The 21,619-nt window shown below is 69.4% G+C and carries 15 protein-coding genes; 13 read left to right on the forward strand and 2 right to left on the reverse strand.

The features are described from left to right. The first annotated feature begins 115 nt into the window (after positions 1-115). From ACYSUO_RS22870 to ACYSUO_RS22900, 7 genes are all read left to right on the forward strand, one after another. Positions 116-1,327 (forward strand): ROK family transcriptional regulator, encoded by a 1,212-nt coding sequence (locus ACYSUO_RS22870; RefSeq protein WP_461778080.1) that lies wholly within the window; start codon positions 116-118, stop codon positions 1,325-1,327. A gap of 133 nt (positions 1,328-1,460) precedes the next feature. Beyond that, positions 1,461-2,567, forward strand: coding sequence for an ABC transporter substrate-binding protein (locus tag ACYSUO_RS22875; protein WP_461778147.1), 1,107 nt, complete (start codon positions 1,461-1,463; stop codon positions 2,565-2,567). A 179-nt stretch (positions 2,568-2,746) separates the two neighbouring features. Then, positions 2,747-3,538 (forward strand): ATP-binding cassette domain-containing protein, encoded by a 792-nt coding sequence (locus ACYSUO_RS22880; RefSeq protein ID WP_461778148.1) that lies wholly within the window; start codon positions 2,747-2,749, stop codon positions 3,536-3,538. A 17-nt stretch (positions 3,539-3,555) separates the two neighbouring features. After that, positions 3,556-4,845, forward strand: coding sequence for a sugar ABC transporter permease (locus tag ACYSUO_RS22885; RefSeq protein ID WP_461778149.1), 1,290 nt, complete (start codon positions 3,556-3,558; stop codon positions 4,843-4,845). A 253-nt stretch (positions 4,846-5,098) separates the two neighbouring features. Continuing rightward, positions 5,099-7,021 (forward strand): 1-deoxy-D-xylulose-5-phosphate synthase, encoded by a 1,923-nt coding sequence (gene dxs, locus ACYSUO_RS22890; RefSeq protein WP_461778081.1) that lies wholly within the window; start codon positions 5,099-5,101, stop codon positions 7,019-7,021. A 147-nt stretch (positions 7,022-7,168) separates the two neighbouring features. After that, positions 7,169-8,686 carry an amino acid permease gene (locus tag ACYSUO_RS22895; RefSeq protein ID WP_461778082.1) on the forward strand — a complete coding sequence of 506 codons (1,518 nt, stop codon included), beginning with the start codon at positions 7,169-7,171 and terminating at the stop codon, positions 8,684-8,686. A 39-nt stretch (positions 8,687-8,725) separates the two neighbouring features. After that, complete coding sequence (locus ACYSUO_RS22900; RefSeq protein ID WP_461778083.1) at positions 8,726-10,288, forward strand: ArnT family glycosyltransferase; 1,563 nt, start codon at positions 8,726-8,728, stop codon at positions 10,286-10,288. Here the strand turns inward: ACYSUO_RS22900 and ACYSUO_RS22905 are convergent. Then, positions 10,244-10,597, reverse strand: a complete 354-nt coding sequence (locus ACYSUO_RS22905) for a PIN domain-containing protein (protein ID WP_461778084.1) — start codon at positions 10,595-10,597, stop codon at positions 10,244-10,246. The two genes, ACYSUO_RS22900 and ACYSUO_RS22905, sit on opposite strands and share 45 nt — an antisense overlap. Positions 10,598-10,648: 51 nt before the next feature. Between ACYSUO_RS22905 and ACYSUO_RS22910 the strand changes: the two genes are divergently transcribed. Beyond that, the gene (locus tag ACYSUO_RS22910; protein ID WP_461778085.1) at positions 10,649-11,674 is read left to right on the forward strand and encodes a hypothetical protein; all 1,026 of its coding nucleotides are present in this window, start codon (positions 10,649-10,651) and stop codon (positions 11,672-11,674) included. A 155-nt stretch (positions 11,675-11,829) separates the two neighbouring features. Further along, positions 11,830-12,951, forward strand: a complete 1,122-nt coding sequence (locus ACYSUO_RS22915; protein WP_461778086.1) for a PLL family lectin — start codon at positions 11,830-11,832, stop codon at positions 12,949-12,951. Positions 12,952-12,973: 22 nt separating this feature from the next. On the opposite strand, the gene ACYSUO_RS22920 is transcribed toward ACYSUO_RS22915, so the two are convergent. Next, entirely contained in the window at positions 12,974-14,074 is a 1,101-nt protein-coding gene (locus tag ACYSUO_RS22920; protein ID WP_461778087.1) for an LCP family protein, read from the reverse strand. A gap of 408 nt (positions 14,075-14,482) precedes the next feature. Between ACYSUO_RS22920 and ACYSUO_RS22925 the strand changes: the two genes are divergently transcribed. The 4 genes from ACYSUO_RS22925 to ACYSUO_RS22940 are packed head-to-tail and all read left to right on the forward strand — an operon-like array spanning position 14,483 to position 21,581. After that, the gene (locus tag ACYSUO_RS22925) at positions 14,483-16,099 is read left to right on the forward strand and encodes a stealth family protein (RefSeq protein WP_461778088.1); all 1,617 of its coding nucleotides are present in this window, start codon (positions 14,483-14,485) and stop codon (positions 16,097-16,099) included. Between the two features lie 15 nt (positions 16,100-16,114). Continuing rightward, positions 16,115-17,728 carry a sugar phosphotransferase gene (locus ACYSUO_RS22930; protein WP_461778089.1) on the forward strand — a complete coding sequence of 538 codons (1,614 nt, stop codon included), beginning with the start codon at positions 16,115-16,117 and terminating at the stop codon, positions 17,726-17,728. Between the two features lie 2 nt (positions 17,729-17,730). Beyond that, positions 17,731-19,488: a stealth family protein gene (locus ACYSUO_RS22935; protein ID WP_461778150.1), complete on the forward strand. Its 1,758-nt coding sequence runs from the start codon at positions 17,731-17,733 to the stop codon at positions 19,486-19,488. After that, positions 19,485-21,581 carry a glycosyltransferase family 4 protein gene (locus tag ACYSUO_RS22940; RefSeq protein ID WP_461778091.1) on the forward strand — a complete coding sequence of 699 codons (2,097 nt, stop codon included), beginning with the start codon at positions 19,485-19,487 and terminating at the stop codon, positions 21,579-21,581. The genes ACYSUO_RS22935 and ACYSUO_RS22940 overlap by 4 nt, the downstream gene beginning before the upstream one ends. Positions 21,582-21,619 lie beyond the last annotated feature (38 nt).

Raw genomic sequence — 21,619 nt, forward strand, 5'->3', positions numbered from 1 at the left:
CTATTTCCGTCAAGGGCTTGACGCCGGAGACACCTTCAGCGGAGTTTGGAGTTCATAACTTGTACAAGGTCTGGTCACATAGGGTGACGTGGGCCAAGGGACTAAGGGTGGGTCAATGGAGACTCCGGGGTCGCAGTCCTCGCTGCACCGGGCCAATCTCGAGCGGGTCGTACGTGCCGTACGTCTTGCCGGATCGCTCACGCAGGCCGAGATCGCGAGGACGACAGGCCTGTCCGCCGCGACGGTCTCCAATATCGTCCGGGAGCTGAAGGACGGCGGAACCGTCGAGGTCACGCCCACATCGGCCGGGGGCCGCAGGGCCCGCAGCGTCTCGCTGAGCGGGGACGCGGGCATCGTGATCGGCGTCGACTTCGGCCACACCCACCTGCGCGTGGCGGTCGGCAACCTCGCCCACCAGGTGCTCGCCGAGGAGTCCGAGCCGCTCGACGTGGACGCCTCCGCCGCGCAGGGCTTCGACCGGGCCGAAGAGCTGGTCGAGCGCCTCATCGTGGCCACCGGCGTGGACCGCGCGAAGGTCGCCGGTGTCGGGCTCGGCGTGCCGGGCCCGATCGACGTGGAGAGCGGCACGCTCGGCTCCACCTCGATCCTGCCGGGCTGGTCCGGCACCAAGCCCGCCGAGGAGCTCGCCCGCCGCCTCGGCGTGCCGGTGCACGTCGACAACGACGCCAACCTCGGCGCCCTCGGCGAGCTGGTGTGGGGCAGCGGCCGGGGCGTGAAGGACCTCGCGTACATCAAGGTGGCCAGTGGTGTCGGTGCGGGCCTCGTGATCAGCGGGAAGATCTACCGCGGGCCCGGCGGCACGGCGGGGGAGATCGGGCACATCACGCTCGACGAGTCGGGGCCCGTGTGCCGCTGCGGCAACCGCGGCTGCCTGGAGACGTTCACCGCCGCCCGCTACGTGCTGCCGCTGCTCCAGTCCAGCCACGGCACCGACCTCACGATGGAGCGCGTCGTGCGGCTCGCGCGCGACGGGGACCCGGGCTGCCGCCGCGTCGTCGCGGACGTGGGCCGGCACATCGGCTCCGGCGTCGCGAATCTCTGCAATCTGCTCAACCCCAGCCGGGTCGTCCTCGGCGGCGATCTGGCGGAGGCCGGGGAGCTGGTCCTGGGGCCCATCAGGGAGTCCGTGGGGCGCTATGCGATCCCCAGCGCCGGACGCCAACTCTCGGTCCTCCCAGGGGCGTTGGGGGGCCGCGCGGAGGTGCTCGGGGCACTGGCCCTCGCCCTGAGCGAGATGGGTGATTCGATGCTTTTGGACGGGTCCGGTGCGGGTGCTGTGCCCGCAGCTACACCTGCCTTCACTTAGAGAACGCATGACACCGTTGCCAACCCGTTAAGGATTTACTCCTTGACGCTGCGGTTGCGGCCGAGTTGACTTCCAGCCACCTCGGCCGCAACGACGCGGCCTCGTCAGGGAGGTTTCTGAAGTGAACACGCGTATGCGTCGTGCCGCCGTTGCATTCTGTGCCACCGCCATGGCCGCGTCCCTCGCCGCCTGTGGCAGCGCCAAGGAGTCCGGTGGTGAGGGCGACAAGTCCACCGCCAAGAACACCGACGCGCTGAAGATAGGCCTGCTCCTTCCGGAGAACCAGACCGCGCGTTACGAGAAGTTCGACAAGCCCATCATCGAGCAGCAGGTCAAGAAGCTGACGAATGGCAAGGGCAAGGTCCAGTACCTCAACGCCAAGCAGGACGCGTCCGTCCAGTCGCAGCAGATCGACACGATGATCACCAACAAGGTGGACGTGCTGATCCTCGACTCCGTCGACGCCAAGGCCGTCGCGGGCGGTGTGAAGAAGGCCAAGGACGCGGGCATCCCCGTCGTCGCGTACGACCGCCTGGCCGAGGGCCCGATCTCCGCCTACACCTCGTTCGACAACGAGGAGGTCGGCAAGGTTCAGGGCAAGGCCCTGCTGAAGGCCCTGGGCGACAAGGCCAAGCCGAGCAACGAGATCGTCATGATGAACGGTGCCGCCACGGACCCGAACGCCGGCGACTTCAAGAAGGGCGCCCACTCCGTCCTCGACGGCAAGGTGAAGGTCGCCAAGGAGTACGACACCAAGGAGTGGAAGCCGGAGAACGCCAACGCCAGCATGGAGGCCGCGATCTCCGCGCTCGGCAAGGACAAGATCGTGGGCGTCTACTCCGCCAACGACGGCCTCGCCGGCGGCATCATCACCGCGCTCAAGGGCGCGGGCGTCTCCAAGCTTCCCCCCGTCACGGGCCAGGACGCCGAGCTTGCCGGCGTGCAGCGCATCGTGACCGGCGACCAGTACATGTCGGTCTTCAAGTCGTACCCGCAGGAGGCCGAGACCGTCGCCAAGATGGCCGTCTCGATCGCCAAGGACGGCAAGCTCGACAGCTCGCTGGAGACCACCAAGGTCGACAGCGGCACCGAGAAGGGCATCCCCTCCGTGATCGTCCCGGTGGTCTCGCTGACCCAGGACAACATCAAGGACACGGTCATCAAGGAGGGTTACTACACGGTCGACGAGATCTGCACGGCCAAGTACAAGAAGGCCTGCGACAAGATCGGCCTGAAGTAACCCGGGAGCTCCAAGCAGCTTCCCCTGCGGCCCTGACGGGCCCCTGATGCACGTCCGGCGCCCCGCCGCCAACAGCCCCGCAAAGCTCAACGGCCGGGCGCCGGACGGAACACCAACACCCCCCTCATTCTTCTGAGTTCAACCTCCCGCCGGGTATCAGACCTGTGGCGGTGAAGGAGATGGTTCACGTGTCCGCTACGCCCGTGCTGGCGTTGCGCGGGGTCTCCAAGCGATTCGGTGCCGTGCAGGCGCTCACCGACGTAGAGCTTGAAGTCCACGCCGGTGAGGTGGTCGCCCTGGTCGGCGACAACGGTGCCGGAAAGTCCACCCTGGTCAAGACGATCGCCGGCGTGCATCCCATCGATGACGGTGTCATCGAGTGGAACGGCAAGGCCGTCGCGGTCAACCGGCCGCACGATGCCCAGGACCTGGGCATCGCGACCGTCTATCAGGACCTCTCGCTGTGCGACAACATCGATGTCGTCGGCAACCTGTTCCTGGGCCGCGAGATCAAGAAGCGCGGCATCCTCGACGAGGTCGAGATGGAGCGCCGCGCCCAGGAACTGCTCGACACCCTGTCGATCCGGATACCCAGCGTGCGGATCCCGGTCGCCTCGCTCTCCGGCGGTCAGCGCCAGGTCGTCGCGATCGCCCGCTCCATGCTCGGCGAGCCCAAGCTGGTGATCCTCGACGAGCCGACCGCCGCCCTCGGCGTCGAGCAGACCGCCCAGGTCCTCGACCTCGTCGAGCGGCTGCGCGAGCGCGGCCACGCGGTCATCCTCATCAGCCACAACATGGCCGATGTGAAGGCCGTCGCCGACAAGGTCGGCGTGCTGCGGCTCGGCCGCAACAACGGCGTGTTCGACGTCAAGAGCACGTCCCAGGAAGAGATCATCTCCGCCATCACCGGCGCCACGGACAACGCCGTGACCCGTCGTGCGGCACGCGCGAACGTGGAGGCTCAGAAGTGAGCGTCAACAAGCCCGAAGTGAGCGTCACCAAGGCCGACAGGCCCGAGGCCGCCGTGGACGCACCGGGAGCGGCCGCCGGCGCCGCCGTGACCGCCGTCGACCCCCGCCTCCTCGTGCGCGAGCAGGGCTTCGCGGGCTACATCAGCGAGTTCAAGCGCAAGGTCAAGGGCGGTGACCTGGGCGCCATCCCGGTCGTCATCGGCCTGATCGTCATCGGCGCGATCTTCCAGAGCATGAACTCGGCGTTCCTGGGCGCGGAGAACCTCAGCAACATCTTCGTCGCGATGGTCGCCACCGGCATGATGTCGGTCGGCATCATCTTCGTGCTGATGCTCGGCGAGATCGACCTGTCGGTCGGCTCCGTCTCCGGTGTCTCCTCGGCGATCACCGCGGTGCTGAGCGTCACGCACGGCATGAACGAGTGGCTCGCCGTCCTGATCTCGCTCGCCGCGGGCGCGGTCATCGGAGCCCTGCACGGCTTCTTCTTCGCACGGCTCGGCGCCCCGGCGTTCGCCGTCACCCTGGCGGGCCTGCTGTTCTGGAACGGCTTCATGCTCCAGATCCTGGGCTCCAACGGCACGATCAACCTCGACGGCGACGGTGTGGTCGGCAAGCTCACCACGTACTACTTCTCGGACGTCGCCGCCGCCTACGGTCTCGCCGTCGTCGCGATCCTCGGCTACTTCGTGCCGACCTTCCTCGGCAACCGGCGTCGCGAGGCCGCGGGCATCCCGTCCCGGCCGCTCAGCGACATCGTGCTGCGCACGGTGCTGCTCGCGATCGCCGTCTTCGGCGTGGCGATCATCTTCAACCAGTACAAGGGCCTGCCGCTCGCGGTGCTGCTGTTCGGCATCGTCCTCGTCGGCACCGACTTCATGCTGCGCCGCACTTCGTACGGCCGAAAGATCAACGCGCTCGGCGGCAGCGTCGAGGCCTCCCGGCGTGCCGGTATCAACGTCACGGCGATCCGGATCTCGGTCTTCTCCCTCGCGGGCCTGTTCGCGGCGGTCGGCGGCCTCTTCTGGGCCTCCAAGATCGCGGCGGCCAACCAGGGTGCCGGTGCCGGTGACCTCCTGATGAACGTCATCGCCGCGGCTGTCATCGGCGGCACCAGCCTCTTCGGTGGCCGGGGCCGCACCTGGAACGCGCTGCTCGGTGTGCTGGTGATCACGTCGATCCAGTACGGCCTCCAGCTCCAGGGCATCGCCACCCCGATCCAGTACATGATCACGGGCGCTGTGCTCCTCGCCACGGTCGTCATCGACTCGATCACCCGTAAGACCCAGAAGACGGCCGGCCGCGCCTAGCGCCGCTCGGGCGGGCAGGCCCTGACGGCTGCCGGTCACCCTTCTGGCCTCGATCGACTGTGCCCGGTGTCAATGGTGACGCCGGGCACAGTCACGCCGGGACCCGGTGGGATCCGTTCCGTTTCGTGACGAGGGCGTGACGTGGAACGCACGGCCCGCACGCCGTCGCGAGTGACAGAACATTAGAATCGACAGGCCCGGCAAGCTCGACAGCTCAACCAGCTACTCACAGCTCTATCGCAAGGAGGCACGGGTGCCGCTGCTGACCCGCATCACGGGACCGCGCGATCTGGACCGGCTCAGCCTGGAGCAGCTGGACCAGCTGGCAGGCGAGATCCGGACCTTCCTCGTCGACGCGGTCTCCAAGACCGGCGGCCACCTCGGCCCGAACCTGGGCGTCGTCGAGCTGACGATCGCCCTGCACCGCGTCTTCGAGTCCCCCCAGGACAAGGTCCTGTGGGACACCGGCCACCAGTCCTACGTGCACAAGCTGCTCACCGGCCGCAAGGACTTCTCCAAGCTGAAGATGAAGGGCGGCCTCTCCGGCTACCCCTCGCAGGCCGAGTCCGAGCACGACGTGATCGAGAACAGCCACGCCTCCACCGTCCTCGGCTGGGCCGACGGCCTGGCGAAGGCGAACGAGATCCAGGAGCGCGACGACCACGTCGTCGCGGTCATCGGCGACGGCGCCCTCACCGGCGGCATGGCCTGGGAGGCGCTGAACAACATCGCCGCCGCCAAGGACCGCCCCCTCGTCATCGTCGTCAACGACAACGAGCGCAGCTACGCGCCCACCATCGGCGGCCTCGCGAACCACCTGGCGACCCTGCGCACCACGGACGGCTACGAGCGCTTCCTGGCCCGCGGCAAGGACCTCCTGGAGCGCACCCCGGTCGTCGGCAAGCCGCTGTACGAGACGCTGCACGGCGCCAAGAAGGGCCTCAAGGACTTCATCGCCCCGCAGGGCATGTTCGAGGACCTCGGCCTGAAGTACGTCGGCCCGATCGACGGCCACGACATCGAGGCCCTGGAATCGGCCCTCACCCGCGCCAAGCGCTTCGGCGGCCCGGTCATCGTGCACTGCCTCACCGAGAAGGGCCGCGGCTACAAGCCCGCCCTCCAGGACGAGGCCGACCGCTTCCACGGCATCGGCCCCATCCACCCCGACACCGGCCTCCCGATCAAGGCCTCCGGCGCCGACTGGACCTCCGTCTTCGGCGACGAGATGGCCAAGCTCGGCCGCGAGCGCGAGGACATCGTGGCGATCACCGCCGCGATGCTCCAGCCGGTCGGCCTGAAGAAGTTCGCCGACGAGTTCCCCGAGCGGGTCTACGACGTCGGCATCGCCGAGCAGCACGCGGCGACCAGCGCGGCGGGCCTCGCCCAGGGCGGCCTGCACCCCGTCTTCGCGGTGTACGCGACGTTCCTCAACCGCGCCTTCGACCAGCTCCTCATGGACGTCGCCCTGCACAAGTGCGGGGTCACCTTCGTCCTGGACCGGGCCGGCATCACCGGCACCGACGGCGCCTCGCACAACGGCATGTGGGACATGTCCCTCCTCCAGGTCGTCCCCGGCGTCCGCATCGCCGCGCCGCGCGACGCCGACCAGGTCCGCGCCCAGCTGCGCGAGGCCGTCCAGGTCGACGACGCGCCCACCGTCGTCCGCTACTCCAAGGGCGCGGTCGGCCCGGCCGTCGAGGCGGTCGGCAAGGTCGGCGGCATGGACGTGCTGCGCGAGCCGAAGTCCGACAAGCCGGACGTCCTCCTGGTCTCGGTCGGCGCGCTCGCCCCGATGTGCCTGGAGATCGCCGACCTCCTCGACAAGCAGGGCATCACGACGACCGTCGTCGACCCCCGCTGGGTCAAGCCGGTCGACGAGGCGATGGCCCCGCTGGCCGAGCGCCACCGCGTGGTCGTCACGGTCGAGGACAACTCCCGCGTGGGCGGCGTCGGTTCGTCCATCGCCCAGGCCCTGCGCGACGCGGGCGTCGACGTCCCGCTGCGCGACTTCGGCATCCCGCCGCGCTTCCTGGAGCACGCCTCCCGCAAGGAGATCATGGCGGAGATCGGCCTCACGGCCCCCGACATCGCCCGCCAGGTCACGGGCCTCGTCTCCAAGCTGGACGGCCGCTACGAGGAGTCGACCTCGGCCACGGTGGAGCCGGCGCGGGACTGAAATTTCCCGAGTGGCGCGTGGGGTCGGTCGATCCCCCATAAGGGGGCTCGGTCGGCCCCATTCGCATGAATTGGTATGACTCACCCACCCGCCGAGGGCAACTCGTCTCGATCATGTCGGGGACGACGTAGCCAACGGAGGTAGCCGGTGAGCACCCAGCCAGACACGGGCCCGGAGCGGAGCCGCAACGGCCTGTTCAGGACCAAGTCCATCGAGCAGTCCATCCAGGACACCGAGGAGCCCGAGCACCAGCTCAAGAAGACCCTCTCCGCCCTCGACCTCACCGTCTTCGGCGTCGGCGTCGTCATCGGCTCGGGCATCTTCGTCATCACCGGCACCGCCGCCACCGACTACGCGGGCCCGGCGGTCACCATCTCCTTCGTCGTCGCCGCCGTGGTCTGCGCCCTCGCGGCGCTCTGCTACGCGGAGTTCGCCTCGACGGTCCCGGTCGCGGGATCCGCGTACACCTTCGCCTTCGCCTCACTCGGCGAGTTCCCGGCGTGGATCATCGGCTGGGACCTGATCCTCGAACTCGCCCTCGGCTGCGCGACGGTCTCGGTCGGCTGGTCCGGCTACGTCCAGTCCCTCCTGGACAGCTGGGGCATCCCCCTGCCGGCGGCCCTCCAGGGCCCGGGCTCGGGCCACGACGGCTTCAGCTTCAACATCGCCGCGTTCCTGCTGGTCGTCGCCGTGATGACGGTCGTCGTCGTCGGCATGAAGCTGTCGGCGTGGGTGACATCGGTGGTCGTGGCCATCAAGGTCACGGTCGTCCTGATCGTGATCGCGGTCGGCGCCTTCTTCATCAAGTCCAGCAACTACACCCCGTACATCCCGCCCGCCAAGGACACCGAAGGCGGCTCGGGACTCACGGCGACACTCCTGGAAGCGGTCGCCGGGTTCACCCCGCAGAGCTTCGGCGTGATGGGCATCTTCACCGCCGCGGCCGTCGTCTTCTTCGCGTTCATCGGCTTCGACGTCGTGGCGACCGCGGCCGAGGAGACCCGCAACCCGCAGAAGGACGTCCCGCGCGGCATCCTCGGCTCCCTCGCCATCTGCACGGTCCTGTACGTGGCCGTGGCCGCCGTCGTCACCGGCATGCAGAACTACAAGGAGCTGGACCCGGGCGCCCCGCTCGCGGAGGCGTTCAAGTCCGTCGGCCACCCCTTCTGGGCGGGCCTGATCTCCTTCGGCGCGGTCATCGGCCTGACGACCGTCTGCATGATCCTGCTCCTCGGCCAGAGCCGCGTCTTCTTCGCGATGAGCCGCGACGGCCTGCTGCCCCCGGTCTTCAGCGCGGTCCACCCCAAGTTCCGCACGCCGTACCGCTCGACGATCATCCTGGGCCTCCTGACGGCCCTGGTGGCAGGCTTCATCTCCCTCGAGGAACTCTCCAAACTGGTCAACATCGGCACCCTGTTCGCCTTCGTCGTGGTGGCGCTGGGCGTGTTGATCCTCCGCCGCACCCGCCCCGACCTCCCGCGCGCCTTCAAGGCCCCGTGGGTCCCGGTCCTGCCCATCGCCTCGGTGGCGTGCTCGGTGTGGCTGATGCTCAACCTGTCCGTGGAGACGTGGCTGCGGTTCGCGGTGTGGATGGTGGTCGGCGTGGTGATCTACTTCATCTACGGCCGCCGCCACAGCCGCGCGGCGCGGGGCAACGCACAGTAATCACCAGCAGTTCGCCCCGCCCCCGTATGTCCTTCGCAAATGGAACATACGGGGGCGGATAGTTTGGCGCCCATGCTCACCGAGGTGCCCACGTCGCGACTGTACGTATCCGAAGGCCGCGACGGCACCTCGGGCCGCAGACGCACGCGCCACTACTGGCCCCGCCTGCTTCTCTCCCTCACGGCGCTGGCCTGCGTCACCCGCATCCCGTCCTTCACCCACCCGCTCTGGAACCCGGACGAGGGCTATCTCGCCGTCCAGGCAAGGATGTTGGCGCACGGCGGCACGCTCTACGAAACCGTTGTCGACCGCAAACCCCCGCTGGTCCCTTGGCTCTACGAGGCGGTGTTCGCCCTCTTCGGCTCGGACTCGCTCACGCCGGTGCGGGTGTGCGCGGTGGCGGCGCACGTGGCGACGGCGGTGTTCCTGGCGTCACTGGCCCGCGGCCGCTGGGGCGACACGGCGGGCCGCACGGCAGGAGCCCTCTATCTCGTCCTCTCCATCGGCCTGAACCCGGAGGACACGCAGGCCGCGACCTTCGAGGTCTTCATGCTGCCGTGGACCGCGGCGGCGATGTGGTGCGCGGACCGCCGCAGGTGGGCCTGGTGCGGACTGGCGATCGCGGGGGCGTTCCTGTCGAAGCAGACCGGGGGAGCGGTGGTGGTGCCGGTGGTGTGGATGTTGTGGCGGGCGGGGTGGCCGCCAAATGGTGTGCTGCGGTGCGGTATTGGGTTGGTCGCGCCGATCGCGACCGCGGCCCTCGCCACGACCCCCGCGGGCTTCGTCTTCTGGACGGTGACGGGCTCGGGCGCCTACGCCTCGATCTCCGGCTCCGAACTTCACGTCCTTCTACGGGGCTTGACGAACGCGGCGATCCTGTCGGTGGCGGGCGTGGGGGTGCTGCTGCCGATCGCGCGGGTGCTGAGGATTGCGCGGACGGGGTGTGGGGAGCTGTGGTTGTGGCTGGGGGCTTCGGCGGTCGCGGTCCTGGCGGGATTCCACTTTTTCGGCCATTACTACCTGCAACTGGTGCCGGCTGTGGCCCTGTTGGGGACGGCGGCCCTGCAGGTCCTGCCGCGCGAGCGCCTCGTGGGCTCCCTCCTCGTCTCGGCCTGTTCCTGCGCCCTGTTCCTGTCCTGGGGCCTGCTCGCTCCACGCCCCGAACTCGCCCACGTCCAGCACGTCGCGGCGGCGGTCCGTGCGCACTCGGCCCCGGGCGACCGCGTCCTGGTCTGGGGCATGCACCCGGAGACGTACTGGCTGGCGGACCGGACTCCGGCGAGCCGCTTCCTCACGGCGGGGTTGCTGACGAATTTCAGCGGGGGCAGGGACGGGGGCGGGGTGGGGGAGCGCTTCGCGGTGCCGGGCAGCTGGGCCACGTTCCGCTCGGAGATCCGGGACCGGCCACCGGCGATGATCGTCGACGATTCGCGGGGTGAGCCGTATGGGCCGGGGCGGATGCCGTCCCTGCGGCGCGTTCTCGGGGCGTACCGGGAGGTGGCCCGGGTGGACGGGGCGGTGGTGTACGTGCGGGGGTGGGTGACGCTCGTGCATGAGTTACGGGTAGACGGTTCGCGGCCCAACGCATGTCGCCCCCAGTGACTCCACCCGACCGCGCAACTCGCGGTCGGCCGTCACCACCATGCAAGGTTCGACGGATTCGGCGACCACGGCGACGATGTGCGAGTCACCGTCGGTGGGTGCTTCCGAGACACGTACTCCGGGAACGGATGCCACCCCGCGGGCGGCGCCCTCCACGACCAGCACCACCTCGGCCTCCGGATGGTCCCCGGCGTAGTCCGCCAACCGGTCGCGCAACCGGACCGCGGCCGCCCTCCGGTCGCGCCACCAGCCGTCGGGCACGGACCCCACCACATTGGCCCCATCGACCACCACAAGTCCCGCGTTCATGGGGCCAGGGTCCCACGAGAGGTTTCGGACCACCCGATTAAGGTGGAGTGCGTGAACGGCGACTGGCTGGTACGGACACGCGACGGCAGGCTTTGCGTCTATGAGTACGCCCCCGAGGGTGATGCCGTCGGCTGCCGTCTGGAGGGAGGCCCGGACGGGCCGTGGAGCACCGCTCGCACCGTCGGAGGTGAGCAGCGCCTCCTCCGTGGCCTCGCTCTCGCCCAAGGCCCTCATGGCTACGTCCACTTGGTCTCCTGGCGGCCCACCGTGCCCGGAGAAGCGGGGCTGGTGCACGCGACGCATTTCCAGCCCCACCTCGCCGCGCTCGACTGGGCCCCGATCGGCCACCCGAACAAGGAGGGTGACCGCACAGGTCCGCCCGCCGTCGTCGTGGACGCTCAAGGGCGTGCCCATGTCTTCGTGCGCAACCGCGGGGGCGGCCTCAGCATGCGCGTACAGGGGGAGAAGGGCGGCTGGGGCGCGTGGACCGATCTCAAGGGGTCCGGGGTGCGGGGCGAACTCGCCGCAGTGTCGGGGGAGTCGGGTCTGGTGGAGGTGTATGCGGTCACGGCCGACGGGATCGTCTGCTGGAGACAGCGGGAGCCGGGCGCGAAGCCGGTGCATGACGGCGAGGCGTTGTCCGTCAAGGCCCGCGAGCCGAGCCTGACCGCTCTGGCCACGTCCGCGACCCGCAGCACACTCTTCTTCACGGACGAGGACGAGGTGCTGCACGCCTGGCGCGAGGACGAGCAGCCCGTGCCGCTCCTCAAGTCGGCCGGACCGGGCCCGGTCGCGGCCGTACGCTGCGTACTCGATGGCCATGACTGCACGGTTCTCGCGCAGCGCACGACCTCCGGTCGTGTGGCCCTTGCCGCGTATCCCACGGAGCAGGAGTCGGCCGGTGCTTGGTGGGCGGAGTCGGGGCCGGGCCTCCCGGGGGACGCGGAGGTGGCGCTGGCTCTCGATCGCCGGGGCGATGTCACCGCAGCCTCGGCCTCGCCGTCCACGGGGCAGTTGCTCGTCGCGCGACGCAAGGACGAGCCGGGGCTCGCGCTGACGGCCTGGCAGCCGGTCTGAACCGGAGCCCCAGCACCACTGGATGCGGTCGTGCACGGGATCACCGCGCCATGTTCACTGGTTCGTCACTTTATGATGGGACGGCTCGGGGCGCACACAGGTTCGGAACAGATGATCGGTCGCCGCCCCGCGTCAGAGAAGGGGCAGGTCACGTCATGCGGACCAGATCCGGGCGCGGCGCCGCCCGAGACAGAGCGATCGTCGAGACGGACAGTGCGGTGGACGTCCCTCGCGGGGCCGAGGGGCCAGTGGCCGGCCGCTGGCTGGTCCTCGGCAAGGACGGCCGGCTCACGGCCTACGCCCGCACCCGCACCGGGCTGCTGAGGTGGACGGAGCGGCGGCCGGGCGGACCGGACTGGCAGGGGCCCGAGGTCATACCGATCGCCGATCTGACCCACGTGTACGCGGCCCAAGGGGCCGACGCCTACGTCCACTTCGTCGGACGCCGTCAGGTGCGCAAGGGGGACGGGCCGCCCGCGGTCGACGTCGTGCACGCCATCCAGTACCAGACCGGACGCCCCGTCACCGAGTGGCGTTCGTTGGGCAATCCGCACAAGGACCGGGAGAAGGCGGCCCGCTTCGGCATCCCGGCCGCCGCGGTCAGCGCTTCCGGCACCGTGTACGTCTTCGTCCGCAACGCGGGCCGCGGCGTCATGCTGCGCAGGGAGCTGCCCGGCGGCAAATGGGACGGGTGGGCCGACCTCAAGGGCAGTCAGGCCGAGGAGCCGGTGGTTGTGGTCGACCACTCCAACGGTCATGTCGAGGCGATGGTCCCCGGCCCGAACCTCATCATGCGGTGGGCGCAGGAGGAGCCCGACGGGGAAGTCCGACAGCAGCCCGACATCCCCGTCCCGGTGGCTCCCGGCAGCGCCGTGGCCCTGGAGACCGCGCCGGGCCGGACCACGTACTACTGGACCGACCCCACCACCGGCGGGATCGCGGGGCACCGGCCGGGAGGCTGGGTGTACCCGCTGGGCGGAGCGCCCGGCGAGGGGGCGCTGGCCGCGCTGCGCGCCCCGATCGACGGCTACGACTGCACCGTACTGGCCCATCGCGACGTGGACGGGCAGGTCATGCTGGCCGCCTTCGGCACGGAGAACGAGCAGGCTGGCCTCTGGTGGTCGGCGACCGGTGAGGGCTGCGTGGGCGCTCCTGCCCTTGCGTGCGACGCGTTCGGGCGGGTGGTGCTCGGCATGATCGGCGCGGACGGCGGTCTGCACATCGCGCGCCAGACCGCCGAGTCCGGCCTGCGCCTCGCGCAGTCGCAGCGGGCCTGATCGCAGGGGCGGCGGGGGAGGGTCAGCCGGAGGTTCCGCCGGTGGCCGGGGACTTCTTCGCCGACTCGGGGATCTCCTTGTCCGCGCGCAGCGCCTTCCACAGCTCGTTCGCCTGCGGCTCCGCGGCCACGACGCGATTGCGGTCTTGTTGGTCGTAGGCCACCGGCAGCATGATCGTCTCCATGGAGCCGGGATCCAGGCCGTTCATGCTGCGCGCGAAGTCGGCCAGCTTGGTCAGCGAGGAGAGGCCGGAGTCCGTCGTCATCGACTCGGTCAGATTGTCCGCGATCTTGTACGCCTTGGTGGGACTCCCCAACAGGTCCTGCTTCTTTATCTCGGACAGCAGGGCGATCATGAACTTCTGTTGCAGTCCGATGCGGCCGAGGTCGCTGCCGTCGCCGATGCCGTGCCTGGTTCGGACGAACGCCAGAGACCGGGTTCCGTCCAACGTGTGTGTGCCGGCTTCCAGGTCGAGGCCGCTGGACTTGTCGTGGATGGCCTTGTCGACGGTGACGGGCACGCCGCCGATCGCGTCCACGAGGCCCTTGAAGCCGGCGAAGTCGATCTCCACGAAGTGGTCCATGCGTACGCCGGACATCTGCTCCACCGTCTTGACCACGCAGGCCGGACCGGCCGCGGAGTAGACGGAGTTGAACATCACGCGCTTCGCGGACGGCAGAGTGGAGCCACCGTCCGTGGTGCACTCGGGCCGGGTGACGAGGGTGTCGCGCGGGATGCTGATGGCGACGGCCTGCTGACGGCCCTCGGGTATGTGCATCACGAGGGCGGTGTCGGAGCGGGCGCCGGAGACCTTGCCGGTGCCGAGCGAGGCGTTGGCGCCGGAACGTGAGTCGGAGCCGAGCACCAGGATGTTCTGTCCCGAAGTGGGCAGCTTCTCGGGCCTGTTGGTGCCGATGGCCTTGTCGAGATCCACGCCCTTCAGGTTGCCGTTCAGGTTGCTGTAGAGCCAGTACCCCGTGCCGCCCGCGGCCAGGAGCACGACGACCAGGGCCAGCAGGATCCAGCGCCATACGCGGCGTCGTCGCGCGGGCTTGCCCCTGCGGCGCCCGGGCGCGCGCCTTGATCTGTGGGTCTGCTGCGGCTCCGTCAGGGCGTGCGTCATGCCGCGGTGTCCTCTCTCGCAGGTGGCTCGGTGCAAGGAGGCACCGACCCGGGTGATGACGGGTGGGGAGGCCACGAGTGGGGGGAGGGGCAGGCCGCGGGGCCGACCGGCGGGCCGTGCTGTGCCCGAACTATAGACCGACTCCGAACTTTTTGTTTTGTGGAGAGGCTTCTAACTCCTGTTGACAGATGTGTGATGACTTAGTGAAGATGTGCGCGACATCTGTGAGGCTGAATCGGTCTTTCGATGATCAAATCCGGCTATCTATTGCCGGTTAGTGAGTGGTCGCGGTTTTCGAGCCGGGGGGCACAAGGGCGTGCGACCGCTGGGGCTCGTTCTCGGCTCAATGCCGGGCGAGAAGGGGAGGGTGGGAGTGCGATCTCTGCACGCCCTTGAAGGGCAGCGCTGGTGACAATCGTTTCGGAACCCGCCGTCCACCAGGCTTCGCCTCGAATCTCGGTCGGACCGGCGCAGCACACGCCTGCCGTTCCCACGGGGGCATCGGCATCCGGGGAGCACTCCGACGTCTACGTCGAGCCCGGTGTCACGCCGCTGGCTGCCCGTGAGGCGAACCGCAGAGCGGTTACCTCGCTGCTCGACGCCGCGGGTGTGGCCCACTTCGCGGTGCGCGGCACCTCCGACCACGGCACTGTCGTGGCCGTAGCCGAGCACGACCGGGAGCGGGCCCTCGGTGCCGTCTTCCGGGGCCTCGGCCAGTATCCCGGCCACCTGAGCGTGGTGAATCCGGACGCCCTTCGCCCGGCCAAGCCCGTCTCCTCGCGAGACCCGAAGGCCTGGCGCGACGTCTCCGGTGCCCGCGTGCTGAACGTGAGTTGGTACCGCACCGACCTAGGTCGGCATCTGCTGCTCGGTCACGAGTACGGCTGCGCCATCGAGTTCTGGCAGCAGCGTGGCACGTACCTCGTCGCGCCCCGCGCCAACCGGGCCACCTGGGCCGTTGCGGCGGACGGCACGAACGTGCTGGGCGCTGCCCGTCTGTTCAGCCGTTTCGTCTCCGACTGGACCGACCCGAACCTCGCGCCGCCGCTGCCCACCCGGCCCGAGTTCCTGGTGAACTGCGCCGACGACATCGCCTTCCCCATCGACGCCGTTTACACGTGGGTCGACGGCAACGACCCCGCCTGGCAGCGTCGCAAGGCGACCGCGAAGGGCGAGGCGTACCACGCGGAGTCGGCCAGCGACGCGCGCTTCATCAGCCGGGACGAGCTGCGCTACTCGGTGCGCTCCCTGCACCTGTTCGCGCCCTGGATACGCAACATCTACATCGTCACCGACGACCAGGTGCCGGAGTGGCTGCGCGAGGATCTGCCCGGCCTGCGGATAGCCGACCACCGGGAGATCTTCCGCAACCCGGCGGACCTGCCGACGTTCAACTCGCACTCCATCGAGAGCCAGTTGCACCACATCGAGGGGATCGCCGAGCACTTCCTCTACTTCAACGACGACATGTTCATGGGCCGGCCCGTCGCCCCGCACGCGTTCTTCACGCCGACCGGAGTCGCGCGCTACTTCCCCTCGCGCAACCGCATCCCCCAGGGCCCGGTCGCTCCGACCGACACACCCGTCGACGCCGCCTGCAAGAACAACCGCGCCCTGCTGCGCGAGCGTTTCGGCCGGGTCATCACGCAGCCCATGGAGCACATCCCGTACGCCCTGCTCAAGTCGGCCATGGACGAGGCCGAGCGGGACTTTCCCGAAGCCTGGGCGCGCACCTCGGCCAGCCGGTTCCGTGCGATCACGGACCTCTCGCCCACCTCGTCGTTCGCGCTCTACTACGCGGCGCTCACCGGCCGCGCCCAGCCGGGCTCGATGCCCTTCACCTATCTCCAACTGGCCGTGCCCGACCTGGCGGATCGTTTGCAGCGGCTCCTGGACGGCAGGAACCAGGACTCGTTCTGCCTCAACGACGCCTTCTCGACCCCCGAGGACATCGAGGCCCAGCAGGAACTCCTCGACGGATTCCTCACCTCCTACTTCCCCACGCCCAGCCCCTACGAGCGATGAGACGGAGTTCATGACGTGGCAGATCAGACGTCGCTGAGCTCCGCGGCCCACGTATACCGGCGGCTCGTCCCGCAGCCCGTGCGCTCCGTCGCCACCACGACGGTTCCCAGACGGGTGCGGCGCAAGCTCCAGAGTTCGCTGGCGCAGACCCTCCGCCGCCGCGAAGCGCGCCTCCACCGGCGTGCGCTGCGGCGCGTCCGCAGAGTCGAACTGGGCCGCTCCGAGCGCCGGGTCGCGGCACCGGACAGCCGTATCGGGCACGTGCACACCGGGCTCACCTTCGACCTGGCCCGCAGGCTCGACCTCGACCTCGTCACCCACGCGCTGGACGCGGCCGAGATTCCCTGGTTCGCGGTCCCGGCCCTCGACGACCGGCGTATCGCGCTCGCCGTGGACCAGCGGGACAAGGGAGCGGTGCGCCGCGCCCTGCGCGCCCTGCTGGAGGAGCACACCGGGTACGTGGTCTCGGTGTCGCCGGCCAACAGCGACACACAGACGATTCCCGGCAGCCACGTGAAGGCGTGGAAGCACTTCGGCAAGGCACGCGTCGTCCGCCTCGTGTGGCTGCGCACCGATCCGACCGAGAACCTGTGGCTCGGCGACGACCAGGGCATCGAGATCGAGTTCTGGACCCGCAACACCGACCTGCCCCAGGAACGGCTCGTCGGTCCACGGCCCAACCGGGTTCAGCGGGCCGTGCCCGCGGACGCGCACGGCATCGAGATCGGCCTCGACCGACTGAGCGGCTACTGCGACATCGACGGCGCCATGGAGCCGACGATCACGCTGGAGCACTTCGACGTGCCGAGGCTGGAAGAGATCACTTTCCCCGTCGACGCCGTCCTGCTCTGGCAGCACCCCACCCCGTGGGGCGAGGAATTGCTCAGGGCGGCCCTGCGTTCCGTGCACCAGTACGCACCGTGGATCGACGTCGTTCACGTGGTCGCCCAGGCGCCCGTGCCCGATTGGCTGCACTCCGACGACAGGCTCAGCATCGTCCCGGCAGGCCCCGCCGCCGAGTGGCAGATGCATCAACTCCCGGATGTCGCGGAGCACTTCGTGCTGCTGCGCCCCGGTGCCCTGTTCGGCCGGCCGGTGCGCCCCTTCGACTACTTCAGCCCGCATGGCGTCACCCGCCCGCGCCGGGGACGGTGGACGGCCGAGGAATCGTTCGCCCCCTGGACCCGGGCCGCGTACACGGCAACCGGGAGTGTCACAGCCCACGGCTACGCGGGCGGCCCACAACCCCATCGCTGCACCACCTTCGAGCGCCTCACGCAGTCGGCTCCCGCGCCACTGTCGCTCTTCGACGGGCAGACGGTTCCAGCGGTCCCCGGTGGCCATCCGCTGGACAGCGTGCTCCATCACATCGGATACACGTCCGCGATCGCCGACCCTTCCGGTGAGGCGTCCACGGCGCTGCATGCGGCCCTGCCCGGCATCGACCTCCGCCTGGAGCGACTGCTCGTGCGCCGGGACACCCAGCAGATCCAGCTCTACGGTCTTGGCGACCAGCGAGCCCTGGGCCAGGGCGGAACCGAGGCCGTTGTCCGCTTCCTGCGCCGCTACTACCCCGTCCGCAGCATCTTCGAGCGCGGGGCTTCGAGGGAGTCGGACAACCAGTCGTGAGCATGGGAAATCCCGAGGCGTCCGCGGTCGTCGGGGCGTACCGCACCCTTGTCCCGAGCGGGCTGCGGCGCCGGATCGCGCGCCGTGTACCGATCCGTCTGCGGACAGGACTCAAGCAGCTGTTGCGCCATGCGACAGCCGTGACCCTGCTGGCCCGCGCCCTGCGCGCCGCGCGGGCGCGCCGGCGCTGGCCGCATCTGTTCAACGCGCAGGAGCGGCTCGCCGTCCTGGCCGGACACAGCAGACACGTCGCACTTGTGCGCCCCACGGTGTCACCACTCGGACTGCGTGAGGCCAACCTCGAACTCGTCTCGACCCTGTTCGAGGAGGAGGGCGTCGACTACTTCGCGATCCGTGGTGAGTCGGACTACCGCTCGTGCCTCGCCGTCGCCGAGGCGGACCGCGACCGGGTGGCTCGGGCGCTGAGCCGCAGCATCGCCACCGGACCCGTCTATGTGACCGCCTGCCGCGGCGACGTCGAGGTGGGCCGTCGGGCCCTGTGCGGATCCGGTCGTGCCCGCCAACTCGTGGGCAGAGCGGAAGTGCTGCGTGTCGGCATGGTGTGGAGCGATCCCGCCGCGTCCCTGGTCATCGGCCTCGCCCACGGCTGCGACATCGAGTTCTGGAAACTGCAGGAAGGCCGGCTCGTTGCGCCGAGGCCCAACCGCGTCACCGACGACGTGGCCTTCGACGAGCCCCGTGTCGTCGTGCCGGTCAGCAGGCTGACCGGCTTCGCGGCGCTGCACACCCGCCGCACCCGCTCGGTGCGCACCATCGCACCGTGCGCCGACGCACTGCCCGAGGACGTCCGCTTCCCCATCGACGTGGTCTACACGTGGGTCGACGGGGACGACCCTGAGTGGCAGCATCGCCGGGCCGTGTACGGCGAGGGCGGCTATCACACGGAATCCGCGAACGCCGCCCGCTACATCAGCCGGGACGAACTCCGCTACTCGCTACGCGCGTTGGAGCAGAACGCCCCTTGGGTGCGCCATGTCTATCTGGTGACGGACCGTCAGCGCCCCGGCTGGCTCAATGAACGCCATCCGCGGATCACCGTGGTCGACCACTCGGAGATCTTCCACGACTCCGCTGCCCTGCCCACGTTCAACTCCCATGCGATCGAGAGCAGGCTGCACCACATCAAGGGCCTGTCCGAGCACTTCCTCTACTTCAACGACGACATGTTCCTCGGGCGTCCGGTCACCCCGACCGACTTCTTTCTGTCGAACGGCATGACCCGCACCTTTCTGTCGCCGTCCCAAGTGCCCCGGTGGGAGCGGACGCTGGGTGACCGGCCGGTCGACGCGGCCGGGAAGAACAACCGCAGACTGCTGCTGGACAACTTCGGCTCGGCCATCGTCCAGAAGATCCGGCACGCCCCCTATGCGCTGCGGCGCAGCGTGCTCCAGGAGATCGAGACGGAGTTCGCGGAGGCGCACCGGGAGACGTCCATGAGCCGGTTCCGCAGCGCGGACGACATCTCCATCCCGTCGTCGCTGTACCACTACTACGCCTACTTCACCGGTCGAGCGATCCCCTCCGAGATCACCTTCGCCTATCTCGACCTGGCCAGGCCCGAGATACAGCGGCGGCTCGGCATCCTGCTCGCCCGCCGTGACCGGCAGGCCTTCTGCATCAACGACACCCTGTCCGACGGCCGCGACGTGGTCCGGCAGACCGCGATGCTCAGCAGCTTCCTTCGGGCGTACTACCCCGTACCAAGTCCGTTCGAGCGCAAGGAGGACGAGGTCCGATGAAGATCTCCTTCCTCATCAACAACATCTACGGCATCGGCGGCACCAACCGCACGGTCATCAATCTCGCGGAGGCGCTGGCCGTCCACCACGACGTGGAGATCGTCTCGGTGTTCCGGCGTACGACCGCGACCAAGTTCGAGATCTCTCCACGGATCACCGTCCGCGCCCTCGTCGACCTGCGCCCCGGCTCCGCGGACCACACCGCGGCCGGTGGTAAGGAGCCCAGCGAAGTGGTGCCGCGCCAGGAGGAGTTCTACGCGCAGTACAGCAAGTTCACTGACGCCCGCATCATCCGCGACCTGGAACGCACCGACGCCGACGTGGTCGTGGGCACCCGGCCCAGCCTCAACCTGTTCGTCGCCGGGTACACCCGCGACAGCGCGCTGCGCGTCGCCCAGGAGCACATGACGCACCTGGGTATCCCCGCTGCGGTACGCGCCGAAATGGCCCGGGTCTACCCGCGGCTCGACGCCATCACCACGGTCACCGAGGCCGACGCCCGCTCGTTCATGGAGAACACGCCGATCCCCGGCATCTCCGTCGTCGGCATCCCCAACAGCGTGCCCGAGCCGTCCGTACCGCCGTCCGACTGTACGCACAAGGTCGTGGTCAGCGCCGGACGCATGCACCACATCAAGCGGTACGACCTGCTGATTCGGGCCTTCGGGGAACTCGCCGACGAGTTCCCCGACTGGCAACTGCGCATATACGGCGACGGCGGCGAGGCCGGCAAGCTCCGCACCTTGGTCTCGGAACTGGGCCTGGCTGGGCGGGCGTTGTTGATGGGCGGCTTCTCACCGATCGATTCGGAGTGGGCCAAGGGATCCATCGCGGCTGTCACTTCCAGCGCGGAGTCGTTCGGTATGACGCTGGTCGAGGCCATGCGCTGCGGACTGCCCGTGGTGTCCACCGACTGCCCGGTCGGACCGCGCGAAATTCTCCACCCGGGGGAGGACGGCTTTCTCGTGCCCAATGGGCAGGTCGAGGGCATTGTCTGGGGGCTCCGCCGACTCATGTCCGATGAACCGCTGCGCCGCGCCATGGGCTCCGCCGCCCTGCGCAACGGAGCCAATTACGACCCGTCCGCCGTGGCAGCCCGCTACGTCTCGCTGTTCGAGGAGGCCGCCCGCAAGCGAGCCGCCGCCCAGCGGGGCTACCGGCCCCCGGCGTCGGCCCGCCGCGTCGGCAGCGGCGTTCGCACCGTGCCGCCGGTGACGCTGGGCGCGGCCACCGTGGACGTCACCACCGATGACACGGGCTGGCTGCGTTTTTCGGCCGATGGTCCCGGGGAGGGCCGCCGCCGCTGGCAGTTCACGCTGCGCCACAAGCCGTCGGACGGTGAGCGCCGCCCCGATCTCCCCTTGCGCACCTCGCGCAAGGATCTGGACAACGGTGCGACCCGATATTCCGCCGCGCTCACGCCGTCCGCCTTCGACGCCCTCGGCGACGGGCGCTGGCAGGTGACCATGAGCGCTCCCAATGTCGCCCCCGTGCACATGAAGGCCGGAGTCCGGGACACCCGTGCCCTGATCGACGCGCGCGCCCGCGTGATCGACCGCCCGCCCACCGGCCCCATCGCCTGGAATCTCCCGTACGCCCAGCCCAACGGCAGGCTCATGCTACGGACCGTGCTGCGTGAGGAGCACGTCGAGTGCACCGAAGTCGCTGTCGACGCCGACACGATCGCCCTGCGCGGTGTGCTGTGCGGCGGCCTCCGGATAGAGCCCGGCGCCCAGTTCGTCGTCAGCCGCCGTGGCCGGCATGTGCGCAATGTTGCCGTGCAGGTAGGAATCCTTGGCCGGCAGTCGTTCCGGGCCGAGGTGCCGTTGCGTCACGTCGTCGATCTCCGTCTGGAGCGATGGGAGGACTGGGACTGGTGGCTGCAGCCCGATCCGTACGACCGGCGCAAGGTGCGCGTCTGTCATCTGCTGGAGGACTTCCACGACGTGAAGAGCGCCTACGTCTATCCGTCGGTCCCGCTCGCGGGGGAAGAGGCCTCGGAGTTCGCAGTCGTCCATCCGGCGCGCCCTGTGTGGGTGCGGCCGTACTGCTCGGCGTCGGGGGCCATGGCCATGAACGTGGTGGACCGATGACCCGCACGACGGCCCACGCGGCCCGCAACCACCACCGA

This window comes from Streptomyces sp. UC4497 (genome assembly GCF_054871485.1).